General features: G+C 68.5%; 18 protein-coding genes. 10 read left to right on the top strand and 8 right to left on the bottom strand.

Annotation, left to right across the window (positions count from 1 at the left end; translation table 11 throughout):
* Positions 1-11: 11 nt before the first annotated feature.
* Positions 12-524, top strand: a complete 513-nt coding sequence (gene ybaK, locus C563_RS0105975) for a Cys-tRNA(Pro) deacylase (protein WP_018761134.1) — start codon at positions 12-14, stop codon at positions 522-524.
* A gap of 25 nt (positions 525-549) precedes the next feature.
* Here ybaK and C563_RS0105970 read toward each other — a convergent pair whose 3' ends face one another.
* The 4 genes from C563_RS0105970 to C563_RS0105950 are packed head-to-tail and all read right to left on the bottom strand — an operon-like array spanning position 550 to position 6132.
* The gene (locus C563_RS0105970; RefSeq protein ID WP_018761133.1) at positions 550-2328 is read right to left on the bottom strand and encodes a multicopper oxidase family protein; all 1779 of its coding nucleotides are present in this window, start codon (positions 2326-2328) and stop codon (positions 550-552) included.
* Between the two features lie 60 nt (positions 2329-2388).
* Complete coding sequence (locus C563_RS20910) at positions 2389-3267, bottom strand: SDR family NAD(P)-dependent oxidoreductase (RefSeq protein ID WP_018761132.1); 879 nt, start codon at positions 3265-3267, stop codon at positions 2389-2391.
* A gap of 38 nt (positions 3268-3305) precedes the next feature.
* Positions 3306-4877 (bottom strand): succinic semialdehyde dehydrogenase, encoded by a 1572-nt coding sequence (locus C563_RS0105955; RefSeq protein WP_018761131.1) that lies wholly within the window; start codon positions 4875-4877, stop codon positions 3306-3308.
* Position 4878: 1 nt separating this feature from the next.
* Positions 4879-6132 carry an alpha/beta hydrolase family protein gene (locus tag C563_RS0105950; protein WP_018761130.1) on the bottom strand — a complete coding sequence of 418 codons (1254 nt, stop codon included), beginning with the start codon at positions 6130-6132 and terminating at the stop codon, positions 4879-4881.
* A gap of 157 nt (positions 6133-6289) precedes the next feature.
* Between C563_RS0105950 and C563_RS0105945 the strand changes: the two genes are divergently transcribed.
* The 9 genes from C563_RS0105945 to C563_RS0105905 all read left to right on the top strand — a co-directional run bounded on the left by C563_RS0105945 (position 6290) and on the right by C563_RS0105905 (position 16362).
* Positions 6290-6781, top strand: coding sequence for a hypothetical protein (locus tag C563_RS0105945; RefSeq protein ID WP_026264401.1), 492 nt, complete (start codon positions 6290-6292; stop codon positions 6779-6781).
* Between the two features lie 59 nt (positions 6782-6840).
* Positions 6841-7314, top strand: a complete 474-nt coding sequence (msrB, locus tag C563_RS0105940; protein ID WP_018761128.1) for a peptide-methionine (R)-S-oxide reductase MsrB — start codon at positions 6841-6843, stop codon at positions 7312-7314.
* A gap of 165 nt (positions 7315-7479) precedes the next feature.
* Entirely contained in the window at positions 7480-8847 is a 1368-nt protein-coding gene (locus C563_RS0105935; protein ID WP_018761127.1) for a DUF6421 family protein, read from the top strand.
* A complete protein-coding gene (locus C563_RS0105930; protein ID WP_018761126.1) occupies positions 8844-9572 on the top strand; it encodes an SDR family NAD(P)-dependent oxidoreductase in 729 nt (242 codons plus the stop codon). The genes C563_RS0105935 and C563_RS0105930 overlap by 4 nt, the downstream gene beginning before the upstream one ends.
* Before the next feature lie 40 nt (positions 9573-9612).
* A complete protein-coding gene (locus tag C563_RS0105925; RefSeq protein WP_018761125.1) occupies positions 9613-10710 on the top strand; it encodes a threonine aldolase family protein in 1098 nt (365 codons plus the stop codon).
* 66 nt (positions 10711-10776) lie between these two features.
* Positions 10777-11433, top strand: coding sequence for a DUF3000 domain-containing protein (locus C563_RS0105920; RefSeq protein WP_018761124.1), 657 nt, complete (start codon positions 10777-10779; stop codon positions 11431-11433).
* A 39-nt stretch (positions 11434-11472) separates the two neighbouring features.
* Positions 11473-12807, top strand: coding sequence for an HRDC domain-containing protein (locus C563_RS0105915; RefSeq protein WP_018761123.1), 1335 nt, complete (start codon positions 11473-11475; stop codon positions 12805-12807).
* A gap of 118 nt (positions 12808-12925) precedes the next feature.
* Positions 12926-14206 (top strand): thiolase family protein, encoded by a 1281-nt coding sequence (locus tag C563_RS0105910; RefSeq protein WP_018761122.1) that lies wholly within the window; start codon positions 12926-12928, stop codon positions 14204-14206.
* Positions 14203-16362 (top strand): 3-hydroxyacyl-CoA dehydrogenase NAD-binding domain-containing protein, encoded by a 2160-nt coding sequence (locus C563_RS0105905; protein WP_018761121.1) that lies wholly within the window; start codon positions 14203-14205, stop codon positions 16360-16362. Before C563_RS0105910 ends, C563_RS0105905 begins: the two co-directional genes overlap by 4 nt.
* A 51-nt stretch (positions 16363-16413) precedes the next feature.
* Here C563_RS0105905 and C563_RS0105900 read toward each other — a convergent pair whose 3' ends face one another.
* The 4 genes from C563_RS0105900 to C563_RS0105885 all read right to left on the bottom strand — a co-directional run bounded on the left by C563_RS0105900 (position 16414) and on the right by C563_RS0105885 (position 20860).
* Complete coding sequence (locus C563_RS0105900; protein WP_018761120.1) at positions 16414-17985, bottom strand: ABC transporter ATP-binding protein; 1572 nt, start codon at positions 17983-17985, stop codon at positions 16414-16416.
* Entirely contained in the window at positions 17978-18766 is a 789-nt protein-coding gene (locus C563_RS0105895; protein ID WP_018761119.1) for an energy-coupling factor transporter transmembrane component T, read from the bottom strand. Before C563_RS0105895 ends, C563_RS0105900 begins: the two co-directional genes overlap by 8 nt.
* Before the next feature lie 10 nt (positions 18767-18776).
* Positions 18777-19628, bottom strand: a complete 852-nt coding sequence (locus tag C563_RS0105890) for a hypothetical protein (RefSeq protein WP_018761118.1) — start codon at positions 19626-19628, stop codon at positions 18777-18779.
* Between the two features lie 194 nt (positions 19629-19822).
* A complete protein-coding gene (locus tag C563_RS0105885) occupies positions 19823-20860 on the bottom strand; it encodes a nucleoside hydrolase (protein ID WP_018761117.1) in 1038 nt (345 codons plus the stop codon).
* Positions 20861-20882: the final 22 nt, after the last annotated feature.

Raw genomic sequence — 20882 nt, 5'->3', positions numbered from 1 at the left:
GCGTCCACCCGATGGCGCGCAAGAATGCTTTCCAGGGAACCCCGGCCACGGCGGCATTGACCGCGGCCGGGGTTCCTTTCGTGCTGCACCCGTACATCCATGACCCGGGCGCGGGCAGCTACGGCGCTGAGGCAGCCGCTGCCTTGGGAATCGATCCGTCCAAGGTTTTCAAGACCCTGATGCTGGACGTGGAGGGGAGGCTTGCTGTCGGCATCGTGCCGGTCAGCGGCACCCTTGACCTCAAGGCAATGGCCGCGGCGCTCGGGGCAAAGAAAGCGTCCATGGCTGATCCCGCTGTCGCCCAGCGGCGCACCGGCTATGTCGTGGGCGGCATCTCGCCCCTCGGCCAGCGCCTGCCCTCCCCCACGGTCCTGGATTCCTCCGCGTTGCGGCTGGAGACCCTGCTGGTCTCCGGGGGCAGGCGCGGACTGGACATCGAACTGGCGCCAGCGGACCTGATCCGGCTCACGGACGCTGTTTCGGCGCCCATTGGTTCGCCGGCTGCGGGCAGCTCCCGTCCCTAGCAGTGCAGGGGCTGGGAGCCCCCGGCTACTCGATCAGGTACCGCTGCATCATGTCGTTGTCCTCGTGCTCCAGGATGTGGCAGTGCCAGACGTATTCACCCGTGAAGGAGGTGCCCATGGCCAATGGGGCTCCTCCTGCCGCGGCCGCACCGAAGGGCACGCGGATCCGCGTTACTTCGCCAGGCATCGCCACCACGGTGTCCTTCCATCCCTGTTCATTGGCCGGCGCGGCCTTGGGACGGCCGATCAGGAAGGGCTTGACCGGTACAGCGCACCCCCTTCCGGGAGTGACGAGTCCGGTTTTGGGGTCCACGAAGTCTGAGGCCTCAAGGTAGGAGTCGGCATCAAACTTTTGCCGGTTGAGCACCTGGAACTGGGTGAAGTGAAGGTGGATCGGGTGGGCGTCCACGGTGGTGTTGATGAGCTCCCACTGCTCAAGTGTGTCTTGCTTCACTACCGTGATGTCGGGGCTGTCGAACATCCTGTTGTTCAGCAGCGCCATGATGGGAACGTCATCCGCGTTCGCCACTTCCACCAATGCCATGGACCTGGTGGCTACGGTGGGCAGTTCCACGAGCCGGGTGAGAGGCTCGGACCGCAGCTGGGCCGGCAGCGGCACCGTGTAGCCGGACTGCGCCAGCACGGTGAACTGCATGATCTGTGGGAGCGGGATGGCGCCGCGCTGGACAGATTCCGGCCCGTTCGGGAAGGGCACCCGGGCGCTGTTGGCCAGGACCACCTTCGAACCTGGCTTCAGCCCGGCGAAGTCCACCACAATGTCTGCCCGCTCACCGGGTCCCATCACCAGCCTGTTGAGCCTGACCGGGGCGTCCAGCAGGCCGCCGTCGGACCCTATCTGGTGGAAAATGGCCGCGCTGCCGTCCGCGATGAATGTGAAGTCGTAGAACCGCGCGTTGGAGCCGTTGAACATCCGGAAGCGGTACTTGCCGCGGGCCACGTCCAGGTTGGGCCGGCATCTTCCGTTGACCGTGGCAACGTCGCCGAAGAACTCAGGGGCCCAGGGCCGGGCCGTGCCGTCTGCGCCCACCAGGTCAGGGTTGGGCGGGTAGGCAAACGAGCCGTCCTGGTTGAACATGCGGTCCTGGATGACCAGCGGCAATTCATATGGCGGCGGTGGAAGATGTGTCCCGTCGCCGGTGTCGATGCCCGTGCTGCGGGTGTCCCGGAGCAGGTAGCCACCAGCCAGCCCGGCGTAGACATTCAGGCGGGTGAGGCCCAGCGCGTGGTCGTGGTACCAGAGGCCGGCCGCATCCTGGGTGTTGCCATAGTGGTAGGTGTACGAGGCGCCGGGCCGGAAAGTCTGTCCAGGGCCGCCGTCGGACGTTGGTGCAGTGTTGCCGCCGTGGAGGTGGACAGCCGTCCTGGGAGATCGGGCGTCGTTGCTGCCGGGCGGGACCAGCTCGGGGTCGATGGCGAAGGCAAGGGGATGCCGCCCAATATCGTTGTGGACGGTGAGGCTCAGGGGCGTACCCTTCCGGGCAATGATGACCGGCCCGAGGTAACTCCTGGATGATGCAGCGTCCTGGTACGTCAGCGTGTCGGTCAGGCCCATTTCGGCCTGGAAGCGGTGGCGGGAGTTGCGGGCCCACAACTCAAGGTTGCCGCCGGACCGCATGTCGATAACCCCCAGGTCGGAGAGCGTGGGAAGCTGCTCCGTAAAGGTGCCGGACGGGGAACCAGGGGCCGCCAGTCCCGGGCTGGCCCCGGATCCATAAGCCTGGGTCAGAACACCTGCACCGGCTACAGCGCCGGCCTGCAGCAGTTGTCGTCGTGTGATGCGCATTTTGGGGCCCCATTTCTTCGCAGCGGTATCCCCCCTTGGGCAGCAGGATAAACTTGTGCTTTAGTCCGTCATAGGGTCCCGGGTCCCCTCTGTAAGGGGGTGGGCCACCCCGGTATTCCCTCCAGTCCGCCCCGCGGCCCGGCCGGTGAAATGGTCCATGGTTTGGTTGACCCCCAACACGTCCATGACCCGGTCGAAGACGCCAACCGGAAGGATCCGCAGCACGGGCAGCAGGTTGACGACCGGCGGCAGGAGCAGCTTGCGGCGGCCGGCCTCGACGGCGTCAAGGACGCGGCTTGCCACCTGCTCTTCATGCAGGATGGGCAGGAGCCGCGGCCACCGGGTCCGGACGCCGTCGAACATCCCGGTGTCAATGTAATAGGGGCAGACCACCAGGGTGTTGACCGGCGTGTGCGCGGCCCGGAGCTCGGCGCGGAGGGACTCGTCGAAGCCGAACGCGGCGAACTTGCTGGCAGAGTAGTCCGTCTGCCGGGCGACTCCCACCAGGGCCGCAGCGCTGGCGATGGTCACCACGGTTCCACGGCGCCGGCTCACCATGCCGCCAAGGAACGCGCGCGTGACCCAGTACAGGGACAGGACGTTGACCTGCATGGTCCGTTCGATGTCCTGCTCCGCGGCCTCCAGGAGCCTCCTGCCGCTGACCACGCCGGCGTTGTTGACCACAATGTCCACGGGCCCTGCCAGTTCTGCGGCAGCCTTGACGGACTGGTTGTCGGTGACATCCACGGCCTGTGAATCGGCGGCGCCGCCGGCGGCGCGTATTTCGTCGCGGACTGCTGCACCCCGTTCGGCGTCGACGTCCCAGATCACCACCCGGCTCCCGCGTGCGGCGGCGCCAAGCGCCAGGCGCCGGCCCAGCCCGCGTCCGCCTCCCGTGACCAGCAGCGTTGCACCGGAAAGCCGGGTTCCTTTGGCCATGTCATTCCTCCTGGGATGTCGGCGCCACGGACACTGTCCTAGCGGCCTCTGGGAAGTCGGCCCATCAGGGTGATGGCCCGTTTCATGATGCGGGCGTATGCCTTGTTCGACATGCCGGCGGCCGGAGCCACCCGCAGCAGCCGCTGCACCGCAATGGTCTGCGGCTCGGTGTACTTCAGCATGCCTTCCCGGCCGTGGCGGCGCCCCGCCCCGGAATCCTTCATGCCGCCGATCGGTGCGTCATGGGAGGCCCAGGTGGCGGCATAGCCTTCGTTGACGTTGACCGTGCCCGTCATCAGCCGGCGGCCAACCTCTTCGCCGTGGCGGGCGGACCAGACGCTGGCGTTCAGGCCGAAGTCGGAGTCGTTGGCCAGGGCGACTGCTTCGTCGTCGTCGGCAGCCCGGTAGATGGCAACCACCGGACCGAAGGTTTCTTCGCGGGCCATAAGCATGTCGTCGGTCACGCCTGCCAGGACGGTGGGTTCGTAGAAGAGCGGTCCCAGGTCAGGCCGCCGGCGTCCACCGGCGAGAAGTTCAGCGCCCTTTGCGAGCGCGTCCTGGACGTGGCGGTCCACCCGATCGATCTGTGCCTGGCTGATAAGCGAGCCCATGCCGATGCCCCAGTCGGGGCCCGGCCCCAGGCGGATGGCCTTCACCCGGGCGGTAAAGGCGGCCACGAAGGGGGCGTGGACTGCCGCGTGCACATAGATCCGTTCAATGCTGACGCACAGTTGGCCGGAGTTTGAAAAGCAGGCGTGCACCGCACCCGCGGCCGCCCGGCCAACGTCTGCATCTGAGAGCACGAGCATGGGATTCTTGCCGCCGAGTTCGGCGGAGAAGCCGATGAGCCGGGCGCTGCACTGCCGGGCGACGTTCTTGCCGGTTTCCGACGATCCGGTAAACATCAGGAAATCGACCTGCCCGATCATCGCGGGGCCAATCTCCGTGCCGGGCCCCGTCACCACCTGGAACAGGGCTGCCGGAAGTCCGGCATCCCGGAGCAGCCTGAGCATCAGGAGCGCCGTGAATGGCGTCTGCGAATCCGGTTTCAAGACGACGCTGTTTCCGGCCAGCAGCGCAGGAATGGCGTCCGAGACCGCGAGCGTCAACGGATAGTTCCACGGGCTGATGACGCCCACCACGCCCTTGGGCAACAGATACTCGGTGGTGCGGGTCAGGACCGGCAATGCTCCCTTCCGGCGGCGCGGCCGGAGGTACCTTTCCACGTTGCGTTGGTAGTAGTCCGCCGTCATCACGACGTCCGCAAACTCTTCGAAGGCGCTCAACCGCGATTTTCCGCTTTCGGCCTGGACCAGGTCCAGGACGTCCCGCTCCCGGTCCAGCAGGAGCTCCCGGAACCGCCGGATGACTGCCCGGCGTTCGGCAACCGGCATGGCCGCCCAGCTAAGCTGTGCCTCGCGGGCCGTGCCGACGGCGGTTTCGACGTCGGCGGTGCTGCATACCGGGACGTCCCCTACCGGCGAGCCGTCGAACGGTGCATTCGTGGCGTGCCGCGGGCGGCCCGGAGCCGCGGACACCAACCCTTGGAGTCCGGCAGCCAGGTCCCGGCCGCGGGCCGTCAAGGCGGCGACGCCGTCCGGCGCGCCCAACTCAGGCTCCGGCCGGGGTGACCCGGCCAACCGATCCCGGATTGAGCCGGGGTGCGAGTTGTTGCCGGAGCCACGCTTTGACCAGGCGCTCCCAGCGGTCCGGGTCAACATTCCATTCCTTGGTGTGTCGCGCGTGGTTGAACGTCTCGAACGTCACCATTTCGGGGTTGCGCTCGGCCAGCATGGCTGAAGGTCCATAGGGCACGTACTCGTCATCCACGCTGTGGATCACGAGCGTGGGGGTCCGCAGCTCGACTGCACGGGACACCCAGTCCATGATTTTCAGGTCAACGGGAGCCGAGAGGCCGGTGAGCCGGCGTCCCAGCGGATGGCCCAGCATCAGTTGCCCGTACCGGCCCACCAGCGAGGGGATCCGGTTCAGCTGGGCGTGGTGGGCCAGCACCGTCACCCAGTCGATGACCGGCGCATCAAGCACCATGGCCCGGATCAGGTGCCGGTAGCGGGACAGGTCCGCAGTCTGCAGGCAGATGGCCCCGCCCATGGACCAGCCGAACAGGACCACTTCCTCTGCGCCGTTGGCCAGGGCGTACTCGATGGCGGCTTCGATGTCCTGCCATTCCGTTGAGCCCAGGCCATAGCGCCCGTCATCGGCCGATGGCGCCAGGCCGTCGTTCCGGTACGACACCAGCAGGCTGGTCAGGCCCAGTTCCAGGGCCGGGCCCACCGCGCGCAGGGCTTCCTGCCGGGTTGCGCCGCGGCCGTGGACCATGATGGCCCACGTCCGCGCAGCCCCCTTGGCCCGCACCAGCCAGGCGGGCGCCTCCCCGCGCTCCACGGGGATGGGCACATCCTCGAACGGAATCCCGGCCGCGGCCGGGTCGGGATAGGTGGCGCCGCTCCACCATCCCCAGCGGGCCGATGCGAGGTCCCCGCTGTAGACGGCTTCCACCTCGCGCAGGACTGTCCGCTCCGCGGGCGAGTAGGACACGATCCGGCCGATCCGGGCGTGGCCCTTGCCGCCGTCGAAAAAGAAGCCGTACACACCGTCAACGGTGGTGTCGTCGTTGGCTGCCAGGATCACCTGTTGTTTGTGGCCGTCACGGATGACGGCCAGGACTTCCTTGTCCGCCGTGCGCTGCCGCGCCGGAGTAATTACCCTGCGCGCGAAGTAAACGGCCAGGGCGGAGGAACCGGCTCCCAGGATGCCGGCCAGTGATCCGCCGGCAATCGCGCCGCCCACTGCCCACTTCGCTCCCGGCGACATCCCGCCGGAATCCCGGGTGGGTGCAGTCATTGCAGGGCGCGCTCGCCGGAAAGGTGCCATGGCTCTATTCTTACCGGCGTTGAGTCAGATACCCGCATTCCCTGCCGGCCGCGGCATGCCCTGCGGCAATCCGCCGGTGTCCGCGGGGCGCGGTGCAGGCGTGCACGGGCCCGACTAGGCTATGGCCATGAGTGATCCAATCATCATCCTGACAGAAGAACCCCTGGGCGCGGACGACCGCCTGAACATCGAACAGCTCGTGGACGGGTCCGACAGCAGCCTGGTGGTCCTGGTGCCGGCCAACACCGAGCGGCACCTGCTGGTGGACTTCCTGGAAAACCTCTCCATGCTGGACGTGGCGAAGGCGTTCCGGGAGCTTGCGGGCGGCACTCCGGATGACGCCACCGAGCGGGCTCATGCGGATGAGACGCTCGCAGCCTCCCTCGCAGCACTGGCGGGGCTGGGCTCAGGGGTCACCGGACAGGTGGTGGCCGGCAAGGCGGTGGACAGCCTCGTCGCCAAGGTCAAGGCAACCGGTGCCTCGCAGGCGGTGGTGATCACGCGGCCGCATGCCGTGGCGGATACGTTCCACACCGACTGGGCCAACAAGGCCCAGGACCAGCTCGGCGTTCCCGTCCTGCACCTGTACGCGGGTTCGGGATTTATCGGCGACTCCTGAGCGTTGGTATTGCCATGAGCATCTTTGGAAACAGCATTTTCGGTCATAAGGCAACGGGCATGGTGGATGTTGGCGGGCAAGCGGACACCACGGCAAGCGCGACTGAATCGCCCGTGCAGAAAAGCGATGCCCAATGGCGGGAAGAACTGACGCCGGAGGAGTACCGGGTCCTCCGCCAGGCCGGCACGGAACGTCCCTACACCGGCGAATACTGGGACACACATACGGCTGGGGTCTACCAGTGCCGCGCCTGCGGGACTGAACTGTTCACCAGCAGTGAGAAGTTCGATTCCCATTGCGGCTGGCCTTCCTTCTGGGCACCCCTGGCCGAGGGAACCGTGCGGTACATCCACGACCGGACCTTGGGCATGGACCGCGTGGAGGTCCGCTGCGCCGCGTGCGACTCCCACCTGGGCCACGTGTTTGAGGGGGAAGGCTATGGCACTCCCACCGACCAGCGGTACTGCATCAATTCCGTGTCCCTGCGGCTCGTGCAGAAGGAAAACGCGGACGACGTTCCGTCCGGGAACTGAAGGACTCCCCTGAGGCCACCGATCAACCAGTTCCATGCAGGCCTCGACGGTCGTGAAAGCACATGGAGACCAACAGTTTCTTACGCTCAGCACTGCCAGGCATAAGTCATTCTGGTTGCTTGTTACGCTCGCCAGAGAAGCAAGCAACCAGAAAGGCAGCCGACGATGACAGAGGCCCTGACCACCGCTGTGGCGGGAATTTCCGCCCGGAACGAAGACTGGCTCCGGCTCAAGGGTGCCGCGACCGCCCTGCAGGCCCTCCAGGCCCAGGACGGCTCGGTTCCCGAGGCCGGAAACCACCCCGAGGCCTCCCGGCAGGTGTCCGCCATCGTCGACGCCATCGAGGCCCTCGCTCCCGCGTTCCCCCACGACGCGGCCTACCTGGACGCCCTTCGCCAGGACTTCTCCGTGTGGGCTGCCGGCGGGTTCGCCGTGCCTGACTTCCTGGCCTCACTGCTGGCGTTCCAGCCCCAGCAGCAGCGCCAGGATGGCCTCCAGCACCTGGTGGTCTTCCCCATGTATACCCAGAACGGCAGCAGCCACCGGCTGGTGGAGGCCGTGCTCATCGAGGTCATCTGGCCCGAATTCATTGCCGGGCTGGAGGCCGGGGATTATTCGAACAAGCTGTTCGTCCCCATCCGTTTCCTGGACTTCACTCCCGGCTACGACACCAACTCCGCCGTGCTCTTTCCCGAGACCGTGGCGGTCAGCCAAACTCCCACCTTCACCTGGGGCGCCATCTTCGCAGACCGCGAAGCAGCGAGGTTCCGCCGCGTCCTCAAGGCCGCGGCGGACATCACCTCGCTGGAACTGCCGCCAGGCGCCGCCGAGCTGCTGGCCGACCAGGACCTGACCGAAGCCACCTTCGTCATGTGGGACCTTATCCACGACCGGACCCACATGCGCGGCGACCTGCCCTTCGATCCGTTCATGATCAAGCAGCGGATGCCCTACTTCCTGTACTCCCTCGAAGAACTTCGCTGCGACCTCACGGCCTTCCGCGAATCTGTCCGGATTGAGAAGGACGACGACGCCGACCCGCAAGCCCGGCGCCATGCGAAGCTGGTGCAGTACGCCATCATCTTCGACCGGATCTTCCGCTTCGCCATCACCGGCAGCCGGGTCAGGAACTATGACGGCCTGGGCGGCCAGCTCCTCTTCGCCTGGCTCCACCAGCAGCATGTGCTGCACTGGACGGACACCCGCCTGACCATCGACTGGGACGAGGTCGCAGACGCCGTGATCGCCCTGGGCGAAAGCATCGACGAACTCTACTGGCGCTCGATCGACCGGCCCAAGACAGCACACTGGCTGGCCGCGTACCAGCTGGTGTCGGCTACCGTCACCCCCAACCCGGCCTCCGTCTGGGCCAAGGGACCTGACGCCCTGCCGTTGACTGGAACCCCGCGCGGACTGACGGACCAGGTGCTGGACGACGAATTCCCGCTGTCCATGTTCTACGAAGCATTGGAGAAGAAGATGCGCCCGGTCATCGATTCGACCGCGGGAATCACCGGCCGGTCAGCACTGTGAGCCAGTTGCCGGACGGCACGGCATTGACCGTCCTGGTCGCCGGCGGCAGCGGTGCGTCCGGAATTGCCGTTGCCCGGGCCCTGGCCGCCGCCGGGCACCGGGTAGCCACGGTGGGTTCTGATGCAACCCGCATCAAGGCGGCCGCAGGGGAGGCGGGCGACGGCGTCACGCCCTTCACGTGCGACCTCGCCGAGATGGCCGGGGTCCGCCGGCTGCGCGATGACGTCGGGGACGCCTTGGGGACGGTCGACGCGGTGATCCACCTGGTGGGCGGCTGGCGGGGCGCCACGGGCATCGCCGACCAGTCCGACGACGACTGGGAGTTCCTGGAACGGAGCGCCATCACCACCCTGCGCAACGTCTCCCGCGTCTTCTTCGACGACATCGCCGCCTCCACGCACGGCCGCTTCGCGATGGTGTCCTCCACCTCACTCGATAAGCCCACCGCAGCGGTGGCCAGCTACGTGGCCGCGAAGGCAGCCGCCGAAGCCTGGACCATGGCCATGGCGGACGGCTTCCGAAAGGCTTCGAAGGACGGGGGCGGGCAGGCAGCCGCTGTGGTCCTGGCAGTGAAGGCCCTGGTGGACGACGGACTGCGCCGCAAGCATCCGGAGCGGTCCTTCCCGGGGGCGACGGACGTGGCTGACCTCGCTGCCGCCGTCGTCCGGCTGCTCGGCACCCCGGCCGCCGAACTGAACGGTGCCCGGCTCCGGCTGGCGGACTGACCGCCGCGACTGTCCCTACACTGAAAGCGTGAGCAATCCAATGACGACAACAGCAGAAACACGCGCCCCGCAGCGGCTGCACGACCCCGGCGTGCGCGGGTTTGCCTCCGACAACTACTCGGGGGTCCACCCCGAGATCCTGGCAGCCCTGGCCGCCGCCAACGAAGGGCACCAGGTCTCCTACGGCGAAGACGACTACACCGCGCGGCTGCACGAACTGATGGTTGACCACTTTGGCCCGGGCATCGAATGCTTTCCGGTCTTCAACGGCACCGGCGCCAACGTGGTGTCGCTGCAGTCGCTGCTCCCCCGCTGGGGCGCCGTGGTATGCGCCTCCACGGCCCACATCAACATGGACGAGAACGGCGCACCGGAACGCATCGGCGGCCTGAAGCTGCTCCACGTCCCCACCCCCGACGGCAAGCTGACGCCGGAACTCATCGACCGGGAGGCCTGGGGCTGGGGTGACGAGCACCGCGCCCAGCCACTGGCAGTCTCGATCACCCAGACCACGGAACTGGGCACCTGCTACACCCCGGAGGAGGTTCGGGCCATTGCCGACCATGCCCACGCGAAGGGCATGAAACTGCACATGGACGGGGCGCGGCTGGCCAATGCGGCCGCCCACCTGGGCGTCCCGCTGCGGGCCTTCACCAGCGATGCGGGCGTCGACATCCTATCCTTCGGCGGCACCAAGAACGGGCTGCTCTACGGGGAGGTGGTGGTGGCCCTGAACCCGGAGGCGGCCCACGGCCTGGTGTACCTGCGCAAAATGGACATGCAGCTTGCCTCGAAGATGCGATTCCTGTCCGCCCAGTTCATCGCCTTGCTCGAAGGCGACCTGTGGCTGCGTTCGGCCTCGCACGCCAACGCCATGGCCACCCGGCTCCGCGCCGCCGTCGACACCATCGACGGCGTCCGGCCCACCCAGGAGACGGAGTCGAACGGCGTATTTGCCGTCCTTCCCCCCGGCGTGGCCGACCGGCTCCGCGGCTCCTTCCGTTTCTACGACTGGGATGAGGCAGCCGGCGAAGTCCGGTGGATGTGCTCCTTCGACACCACGGAGGAGGACGTTGATGCCTTTGCCGCCGCGATCCGGCACGAACTCCGGGACTACCGGGACGGCCGGACCGGGTGACCGGGTGACCGGCCCGCGACGGCGAGCCTTCCCGCGGTGCCGCGTCCGGCCCCGTAATCTGCCAAGGTGAACGCACTTGACCAGGTTCCCCCGGCTTTCGTCCATGCCTTGGGAACCCTCAGGAAGGCACAGTGCCGCAGTGAACTGCGCCTCGCCGAGATCCCGGCACCCGCCCGCCTGGCACCCTTCGCCGTCGCTCTGGGCGCCGAAGTCATGGCGCCCGGCGCCGGCGCCCCCGCAACTCCGGTGCACGGCCCGGCAGCCATGGCCTTCGCCTCGGCCCCGGCCCCGGCCTCGGGGGACGAGGACGAAACGGAACTCGCCACGGGGCGTTTCATCCTGCTCCACGACCCCGACGGCTCGGCCGTCTGGGACGGCGAGTTCCGCATCGTCACCTATATCCGCGCTGAACTCGAACCGGACATGGGCAACGACCAGATGCTGGGGACCGTGGCCTGGACCTGGCTGGTGGAGGCGCTCGAAAACCACAAGGCGGCCTACCGGGCGGCCGGCGGCACCGCCACGCGTGTCCTCTCCGAAAGTTTCGGTACCCTGGCCGGCCGCCCGGGCTCCATCGACATCGAACTCCGGGCCTCCTGGACACCGGATTCCTCCGACGTCCAGGCCCACCTGGAGGCGTGGTCGGACATGGTGTGCACCTTCGCCGGGCTGCCGCCGCTCCCCGACGGCGTCACCGCCCTCCCGCACCGGCGCCGAAACTGACCGGGCTTTGACGGACCTGCCCGGTAAACTGGGGAAACCATGACCCCAAACATTCCGGAAAACACCACAGCCGGCGTCCCGGCTGCTGCTGCCGCACCCCATATCACCGTGGAGGGCTTCGACAGCCCCATCCCCGAAATCATCGACCTTGACTCGCCCCGCGACGGCGTTCCCCTGGTCATCGAAACGCAGTCCGGGCTGGAACGCTGCGCCGCCGCCATCGCCGCCGGCACCGGACCGGCGGGGGTGGACGCCGAGCGCGCTTCCGGATTCCGCTACGGCCAGCGGGCGTTCCTGGTCCAGATCCGTCGCGAAGGCGCCGGGACCTGGCTGATTGATCCCGAACCCTTCGGGAACCTGGGCATCATCAATGACGCCCTGCGCGGTGTGGAGTGGATCCTGCATGCCGCCAGCCAGGACCTGCCCTGCCTTTCGGAACTTGGCATGTGGCCGGACAAGCTCTTCGACACCGAGCTCGCCGCACGCCTGGCCGGGCTGCCCCGGGTGGGCCTTGCCGCCGTCATCGAGCAGCTGCTGGGGTTCGGGCTGGCCAAGGAGCACTCCGCGGCCGACTGGTCCACCCGCCCGCTTCCCGAACCCTGGCTGCGTTATGCCGCCCTCGACGTCGAGGTCCTCACGGAGCTGCGCGAGGAACTCATTGAACTGCTGCAGGCTGACGGGAAGCTGGAGTACGCGGAGCAGGAGTTCGCCGCCATTCTTGCTGCCGGGATCGCTCCCCCGCGGGTGGATCCTTGGCGGAAGACCTCAGGCCTGCACCAGATCCGGGACCGCCGGCAGCTTGCCGCGGTCCGGGAGCTCTGGCTTGAACGCGACTCCCTCGCGCAAAAGCGCGACGTCGCGCCTGGCCGTCTCATTCCGGACTCCGCCCTGGTGGCAGCGGCCAAGGCCATGCCCGCCACGGTGCCCCAGTTGCTGGGAACCAAGGGCTTCCACGGCCGGGCGGCGCAGCGCGAGGCACCGCGCTGGCTCCGGTGCATTGCCGCCGCGCGGGACCTCGAGGACCTGCCTCCCCTGCACCTGGCCACCAACGCCCCACCACCGCCGCGGGTCTGGGCAGACCGGGATCCGGAGGCCGCCGCCCGGCTGGCCACCGCGCGGCCGCTGCTCCAGGAGAAGGCCGAGGAACTGAAGTTGCCCCTGGAGAACCTGCTGACGCCGGACTTCCTGCGGCGCGTGGCCTGGCGCCCGCCTGCCGAGGTCACGGAGGAAACCATTTCCGCCGAACTGCAGACGCTCGGTGCCCGCCGGTGGCAAGTGGAACTGGCGGCACCGCTGATCGCGGCGGCTTTCCTGAACCCGCAGCCGCTGCCGCCCAGGGAGCCCAAATCCGCTGCCGCCGCGGACGACCAGTAACCAAGGCCTCCGGCCCTTGCGGCCTAAGTTACTCACGAGTAACATCGGTGGAACCGACGCCATGCTGCTGCCGTCCTCCGGCATGCATCCGGCGCTACGTCTCGATGAGGAGTTACACGTGAGCCAGCACGGAAGCGGCGCATCCCCGCGCACTGTCCGCGACGTCGTCTTTGTGGACGGCATCCGCACACCCTTCGGCAGGGCCGGCGAGAAAGGAATCTACGCCGGGACCCGGGCCGATGACCTGATCGTCAAATGCATCCGCGGCCTGCTGCGCCGCAATCCGTCCCTTCCGGCGGAGCGGATCGATGAAGTAGCTGTCGCCGCCACCACCCAGACCGGGGACCAGGGGCTCACCCTCGGCCGGACCGCCGCGCTGCTGGCGGGGCTTCCGCGCACAGTCCCGGGCTTTGCCATCGACCGGATGTGCGCCGGCGCCATGACCGCCGTGACCACGACGGCAGGCAGCATCGGTTTTGGCGCCTACGACGTGGTGATCGCCGGCGGAGTGGAGCACATGGGCCACCATCCCATGGGCTCCGGCGCAGACCCCAACCCGCGGTTCATGTCCGAGCGCCTGGTGGACCCGGCGGCCCTGAACATGGGCAACACCGCCGAAAACCTGCACGACCGGTTCCCGGCGATCACCAAGCAGCGTACCGATGCCTACGCGGTGGCCTCTCAGGACAAGCTTGCCGCCGCCTACCAGGAAGGCAGGATCCAGCCGGACCTGGTTCCGGTGGCCGCCCGGAAGCCGGGCCAGGGCTGGACCGTCCACAGCAAAGATGAACCACCCCGCCCCGGCACCACGATGGCGGACCTCGAATCCCTTCGCACGCCCTTCCGCGCGCACGGCAGGGTCACCGCCGGAAACGCCGCCGGGCTGAACGACGGCGCGACAGCCGCTGTCCTGGCGTCCTCCGAGGCCGCCGCCGAACTGGGGCTGCCCGTAAAGATGCGGCTGGTCAGCTACGCGTACGCCGGCGTGGAACCCGAGGTCATGGGCATCGGACCGGTACCGGCCACCGAGAAGGCCCTCAAGAACGCCGGCCTGACCATCGACGACATCGGCCTGTTCGAGATCAATGAAGCTTTCGCCGTGCAGGTCCTAAGCTTCCTGGACCACTACGGCATTGCCGACGACGACCCCCGGGTCAACCGCTACGGCGGGGCGATCGCCGTGGGCCATCCGCTGGCATCATCAGGAGTCCGGCTGATGATCCAGCTGGCCCGACAGTTCGAGGAGGACCCCTCGGTGCGCTACGGCATCACCACCATGTGCGTGGGACTGGGAATGGGTGGCACAGTGATTTGGGAGAACCCGCACCACCCCGACTACAGCGGAGCCCCCTCGGGGCAGACCGCCGCCACCACCGTTTCCGAAGGAGCCACCGCATGAGCGCCGCAGATTACCGCAAGTTGGCGGATCTTTTCCCCAACGAAACTGTCACCCACTCCTACGTGCAGGACATCGTCCTTCCGGGCACGGACGGCAAGCCGGGACCTGGCACATTCGCCCTCATCACCCTCGATAACGATCTCGACCACACCAAACCCACCACCCTGGGCCCCAACACGCTGGTGGAACTCGGTACGGCCCTGGAGGGCCTGCGCGAACGTGCTGTTCGCGGCGAGATCGTGGGCGTCGGCGTCACCGGAAAACCGCACTACCTGGTGGCCGGTGCGGACCTCTCCGCGGTGAAATCGCTGGAAAAGCGTGAGCACGGCCTGTGGATGGCACAGTTGGGCCACGACGTCTACGCCACCCTGGCCAACCTTGGCGTCCCCAGCTTTGCCTTCATCAACGGGGCAGCGCTGGGCGGTGGCCTGGAAATCGCCCTGCAGTCCACGTACCGCACCGTGTCCACCGGTGCCGGGGCCCTGGCCCTGCCGGAGGCATTCCTTGGGCTCGTTCCCGGGTGGGGCGGCGTCTACATCCTCCCCCGCCTGGTGGGCCCGGAGAACGCCGTCAAGGTCATGATCGAAAACCCGCTCAGCAACAACCGGACTCTGTCCGGCCCGCAGGCGTTCGCGCTGGGCATCGCCGACGCCCTCTTCGAACCCGCGGATTTCCTGGAACAGTCGCTGGCATGGGCCGCGGACGTCATCTCCGGCGACGTCGTTCCGGAACGCGCCAACGCCGTCGACCCTTCCGCCACCGGGGTGGAAGCCCGCTGGCAGGCCGCAGTTGCGGCCGGCCGCAAGTTCGTGGAGGCCAAGACGTCGGGCGCGTCGCCGGCGCCGGGCAAGGTCCTTGACCTCCTCGAGGCCAACCGCACCATGACGGCGGCGGAATCCGCCGCCGTTGAGTGCGAGACGCTGGCCGAGTTGATGCAGACCGATGAGTTCCGCTGCACCGTGTACGCGTTCCTGGACCTGGTGCAGAAGCGCGCCAAGCGGCCCGCCGGGGCGCCCGACCGCAAACTGGCCCGCCCCGTCACCAAGGTGGGCGTGGTGGGCGCCGGACTCATGGCCGGCCAACTGGCGCTGCTCTTCGCACGCCAGCTCAAGGTGCCCGTTGTGCTGACGGACATCGACCAGGCCCGCGTTGACAAGGGCGTGGCCTACGTCCATGCAGAAGTGGACAAGCTGCTGGGCAAGAAACGCCTCAGCCAGGACGCTGCCAACCGCACCAAGGCGCTGGTGACCGGCTCGGTATCCAAGGACGCCTTTGCGGATGCGGACTTCGTGATCGAGGCGGTCTTCGAAGAACTCAGCGTCAAGAAGCAGGTGTTCAAGGAGGTTGAGGCGATTGTCTCGCCGGAATGCATCCTGGCCACCAACACGTCATCCCTGTCCGTGACGGCGATGGCCGAGGACCTGGAGCACCCGGAACGCCTGGTGGGGTTCCACTTCTTCAACCCCGTGGCCGTGATGCCGCTGCTGGAGGTTGTCCGCGCCCCGCGGACAGACGACGCCGTGCTGGCCACTGCATTTGAACTGGCGAAGGCCTTGAAGAAGAGCGCCGTGCTGGTCAAGGATGCGGCCGCGTTCGTGGTCAACCGCATCCTCCTGCGGCTGATGGGAGAGGTCACCGCGGTATTCGATGAGGGAACCCCGGCCGAGGTGGCCGACAACGCCTTGCGGCCCATGGGACTTCCCATGACCCCCTTCACGCTCCTGGCCATGGTGGGCCTCCCCGTGGCACAGCACGTCCAGGAGTCACTGCACGCAGCATTCGGCGACCGCTTCCCGGTCTCCGCCAACCTGGCTGCGCTCATCGACAACAACGTCAAGGCGCTCTGGGAAACTGCACCTGACGGCACCCGGGCTATCCCCGCCTCCACCCTTGAACTGCTGTCCTTCGGCTCCAGCCCCTCCACCGGGGAGCAGGTGCTGCGGCGCGTCCAGGATGCACTGGCCGAGGAGATTGGCCTGATGGTGGACGAGGGCGTCGTGGCAGGACCTGAGGACGTGGACCTGTGCATGATCCTTGGCGCCGGCTGGCCCCTGTTCCTCGGTGGCATCACGCCTTACCTGGACCGGGTGGGAGCGTCGGAGCGTGTGAACGGACGGCGTTTCCTGGCCCCCGGCGTGGCGTCCCGCCCCGCCTAGGCGCTTCGGTCCAACCTGGCCATCCCCACCAGGCGCTGCGGGCGGGGATGGTCAGGCAGGAACCAGGCGGCCGCCGTCGAGCGCCAGAAGGCGGTGGGCCGCCGAACGTGCGTAGCCCAGGTCATGGGTAACCAGCACGACGGCGGCGCCTTCCGCGGCTGCCCGGCGGACGGCTGCATCCAGCAGGGCCAGCCCGTCGCCGTCCAGCGCCACAGTGGGTTCATCCAGTGCCAGGACGGCCGGCTTGCGCGCCAGGACGGTGGCCAGGGCCAGGAGGCGCTGGGCTGACGCCGGCAGTTCGGCGGGGTGTTCGCGCGCAGCGCCTGCCAGCCCGACTGACTCCAGCGCCGCCGCAGCACGGCGGGCTGCCTGGGCCGGACCCACCAGGCGGTCAAGGCCAAAACCGACCTCCCGCACGGCGGACCGTTCGAACAGTTGGTCGCGGGGCTGCTGGAACAGCAAGCCCACCGAGGCCGCCGTCCGCCCCACGGGTGCGCCGGAGATGTTGGCACCCCGCACCTGCACCGACCCCGCGCTGGGGCGAAGCAGTCCGTTGAAATGCCGCAGGAGGGTGGATTTTCCCGCCCCGTTGGGTCCGGTCACCGCGACGATCTCCCCCGGATGGACGGCAAGCTCGACTCCCCGCAGCACGGGTGCAACGCCATTCGGATGCCCCGCTTGAACAATTCTTCGCCGCCACCTGCCGGCCCCCGGCCCGCCCGGGTACGCGAAGTCGACACCCCGCAGCTCCAACGCGGGGGTACCCGTCTGCGGCACCACGGGACGGGGTCCGGCAACCGCTGCCGCCGCGGCGGCGGGGCGGCGGATGGCCGGCGGCACCACCCCGGAGCAGGCCCCCATGGCGGCGGGCGGACCGCTCGCGGTGACGGTCCCCCCGGACAGCACCACCCACGTCCCGGCCTCCAGGAGCAACGGATCGATGGACTGGCTAAGGATGACGACGGCGGTCCCCCGGGCCAGGAGGTCCCGCACCACAGCGGCGAGCCCGTCGGCGCCGGCCGCGTCAAGGGAGGCGAACGGCTCGTCCATGACCAGCACCGGCGGCCCGGTAATGATGGCGCAGCCGATTGCCAGCCGGCGGAGCTGGCCGCCCGAGAGCCGGGCCGGGTCCTGTTCCAATTGATCGTGCAGGCCCAACAACGCTGCGGTGCGCCCCACCGCGGCTTGCATGGCGGTACGTTCCATCCCGGAGTTCTCCAGGCCGAACGCGAGTTCCTCGGCCACGGTGGACCGGACGGTGGACAGGACCGTGGCTGCATCCTGTGGAACGAAACCCACGTGCCGGCCCCACTGGGCGGGATCGATCCGAGGGTCGTCGGGGCCGCCGTCGAACTCGAGCCGGGAACCGGACAGCTCCAGGAAGCCGGCCAGCGCTCCGTGGCCACCCGGCGGCAGCCACGCAGCGAGCAGGCGGCCCAAGGTTGACTTGCCGCTGCCGGAGGCACCCAGGATCGCCGTGAAGGAACCTGCCGTGAAGGAAACCGTGACGTCGCGCAGGGCCGCTGTTTCGTCGTCGTGGAATGTGAAGGACCGGATGCCGGCCGCCAGGACCGGGAGGTTGCCGTGAACGGCGGTGTCGGCGTCCCTCAGGCGCTCAGGCACTGGCACCTGCCTGTACCAGCCGCAGCACCAGCGCCGCCGCGGCCGCCAGCACCAGGACGGCCCGTGCCGTGCGCTGCAGCCGCGAGTCGGGCACTTCCCGGTAGCTGGTGCGGGGTCCGGTGTTGCTGAGTCCCCGTGCTTCCAGGGCCGCGGACCGGGTGCCGGCATCCTCCACCAGGGACAGGACCAAGGGGACAGCCTGGAGCCGGAACGCGGCAAGCCTGGACAGGAGGTTCCGTGTCACTACCAGCCCCCGCGACTCCTGGGCCTGGCGGATCCGCCGCTCCCGGGCGCTGATGGCCGGCAGCAGGGTCAGGGTGGAGGCCAGGACGAACGCAAACCGGCCCTGCACGCCGCGGGCGGACAAAGCCGCCACGAGGTCCGGGAGGCTGACGTTGAAGGAGAAGACCAGCAATGCCAGGACCACGGCGCCCAGCTGGAGGATCCGCTGGCCGGCGAACCCGAGTCCTTCCACCGTGACCCGGGCAGGCCCCCATGCGGCCAGGACGGTGGTCCCCTCGGGGAAGAACAGCCCGTGCAGCATCAACAGTGACAGGCCCAGGGGAACCAGGATTGCCGCGGCGGCAGCCAGGACGCGGCGGGCGGTCCCGCCTGCCGCCGAAAGACCCAGGGAGGCGCCAATCACGGTGAGCGACAGCGGCCAACTGCCGGCCGCCGTCGTGATGACCGCTGTACTCCCGGCAGCAGCCAGCAAGGTCAGCGGATTCAGGCGCACCGGCCTGGCCGGCCCGGCGGCACTGCGTTCAGGGGATGCGGTCACGGCGGTGCGGTCAGTGGTCCCGGGCAGCGCCCTGTGCCGGCGCCTCGGTGGTCCCGGCCGGGGCCTTGCCTGCCAGGACACGGTGGCGGCGCAGGAACGGGAACTGCTGCCGGGCCCTGCGCGGCAAAGCATAGACGAGGATGGCCACGATGGTGAACACGATCGCCTTGTCCATGGGGTCGGAGATCAGTGCCTGCTTGGTGATGGCCGCCAGGAGGGTGTCACCCATGGCACGGAAGGCGCTCACGATCGCGCCGGTGGCCACGCCCGAGGTTCCGCCGAAGACAAACGCGGCCACGGGGGCAGACACCACACCGGCGATGATGCCGGTGACGAAGCCGGCCACCGGGGCGAGGTAGAAACGGCGGAAGAGGCCGTAGCGGGCGGCGAGCCCGGCCAGGCAGCCGATGAGTGCGGCGCCTGCCGCGAAAGGCAGCACGGTGGGGTTGAAGAACGACCAGACGATGCTGCTGAGGGCGCCCGTGGCAGCGCCCGCGGCGGGACCGGCCAGGACGGCGATCAGCACGGTACCGATGGCGTCAAGGTAGAAGGGCACCAGGGTGCTGCCGACGAACTGGCCCAGCACGATGTTCAGGACCAACGCCACCGGGATCAGCACCAAGGTGGATGCGGGAAGCGTGGGCAGGACGGCCGCGATGAGCAGGACCGCCCCGGCCAGGAAGCCGGAGAGTGCGATCAGGGCCGAGGCACTGCCGGGGCCTCCGGTGATGTCCGCGGGCTGGTTCAGGACCAGGTAGACGTAGGTTGCGGCGATGGCCAGGGCGCCGAGGATCTCCAGCAGCCGGCGGCGGCGGGCCGCCGGGCGTTCCTGGGACGGAAGCGTCAGGGAGGGCGATGACATGGGAAATGTTCCTTCGGGTGCGGGCAGTGGCCCGGCAGAACCGGGCTGGGGTGGGGCTGCCTATGTCACCTCGGCAGCAGCCGGCGGCAACTGCGCCGGGCCGGTCCGTGGCCCATTCTACCGGGCATTTCGGGGGTGGAAGCCGGCCGCGGTCCGGTAATCCTTCGCCGCCTGGTGGGCAGTCAGGCCGGCAGTCAGGCCAGCGGCAGTCCCAGCCGCCGGGCCAGGCCGCCGACGGCGGACACCAGCTCGCGGAAGGCCTGCTCCGGGTTGTTGCCGGAAACAATCCTGGCGTTCGGCGGAGCGCCCCATAGTCCGCGGAAATCGGCCACCGTGGTTCCCATCAGCAACGGCGACCTGGTTTCGACGTCCACCGTGGCCGGGCGGACGTCGTACTCGAGCGTGCCGGCGGCAACTCCGGCGGCGAAGAAATCATGGACGTGTGCCACATAGCCCTGGTCGTACAGCCGGTGGAACTCGAAGTAGAACCGCAGTGCGTCGGACAGATGGCGGATGAGGGTGTTGCCGGATGTGCTGCGCAGGCCCTCAGGCTGGTCCGGCAGGACCAGTTCCGGCACGGCTGCACCGGCGGACTCGGCGAGTTGCCGGACGTGTTCCGGGCGCAGCTCCATCCGCTCGGTGGTGTCCAGCGAACAGACGATCGGCAACTTGGCCAGCGGCTTGCCGCGGTACGCCGCGAACACCTCCTTGGCCGCGTGCGGGTCCACATGCGTGTTCCACTCGGCCGTCGGGGTGGTGTTCCCCTGGTGGTAGAAGCTCCCGCCCATGATCACCACGCCGGCCAGGAGGTCCGGCAGGCCGGGCTCCCGGCGGAGTGCCAAGGCGAAGTTGGTCAGCGGCGCCGTGATCAGGGCGGTGAGCTCCCCCGGCCTGGCGCGGGCGTGTTCGATCCACAGGTCGACGGCGTTCCGCGCCGAGACCTGTCCGGCGGGCTCGGGCAGCACCGCGTATCCGATCCCCTGCGGCCCATGCGTTTCGGGGGTGGTGGTCAGCGGAATGGACAGCGGCCCGCGCGCCCCGATGGCCACCTCGACGCCCGGCCTGCCGCACAGCTCCAGCAGTGCGAGAGTATTCCGGGCCACCTGGTCGGCGTCCACGTTTCCCGGTGTCGCAGTGACGGATACGAATTCCGTCTCCGGCAGCGCGGCGAGGTAGGCCAGGGCGAGGGCGTCGTCGATGCCGGTATCGACGTCGAGCAGATATGAGGTCACAGTCGCGGTACGGGGCGTGTGG

Origin of the sequence: Arthrobacter sp. 135MFCol5.1 (genome assembly GCF_000374865.1) — a bacterium.
GTDB lineage: Bacteria > Actinomycetota > Actinomycetes > Actinomycetales > Micrococcaceae > Arthrobacter.
The sequence above is the reverse complement of the archived record's forward strand: the minus strand, read 5'-3'. Positions and strand labels throughout refer to the sequence as shown.

Coding starts and splice junctions, on each gene's coding strand:
- C563_RS0105945 (WP_026264401.1), top strand. CDS start 6,290: ATGAGTGATCCAATCATCATCCTGACAGAAGAACCCCTGGGCGCGGAC.
- C563_RS0105970 (WP_018761133.1), bottom strand. CDS start 2,328: ATGCGCATCACACGACGACAACTGCTGCAGGCCGGCGCTGTAGCCGGT.
- C563_RS0105950 (WP_018761130.1), bottom strand. CDS start 6,132: ATGACTGCACCCACCCGGGATTCCGGCGGGATGTCGCCGGGAGCGAAG.
- msrB (WP_018761128.1), top strand. CDS start 6,841: ATGGTGGATGTTGGCGGGCAAGCGGACACCACGGCAAGCGCGACTGAA.
- ybaK (WP_018761134.1), top strand. CDS start 12: ATGGCGCGCAAGAATGCTTTCCAGGGAACCCCGGCCACGGCGGCATTG.
- C563_RS20910 (WP_018761132.1), bottom strand. CDS start 3,267: ATGGCCAAAGGAACCCGGCTTTCCGGTGCAACGCTGCTGGTCACGGGA.
- C563_RS0105890 (WP_018761118.1), bottom strand. CDS start 19,628: ATGTCATCGCCCTCCCTGACGCTTCCGTCCCAGGAACGCCCGGCGGCC.
- C563_RS0105935 (WP_018761127.1), top strand. CDS start 7,480: ATGACAGAGGCCCTGACCACCGCTGTGGCGGGAATTTCCGCCCGGAAC.
- C563_RS0105905 (WP_018761121.1), top strand. CDS start 14,203: ATGAGCGCCGCAGATTACCGCAAGTTGGCGGATCTTTTCCCCAACGAA.
- C563_RS0105915 (WP_018761123.1), top strand. CDS start 11,473: ATGACCCCAAACATTCCGGAAAACACCACAGCCGGCGTCCCGGCTGCT.
- C563_RS0105925 (WP_018761125.1), top strand. CDS start 9,613: ATGACGACAACAGCAGAAACACGCGCCCCGCAGCGGCTGCACGACCCC.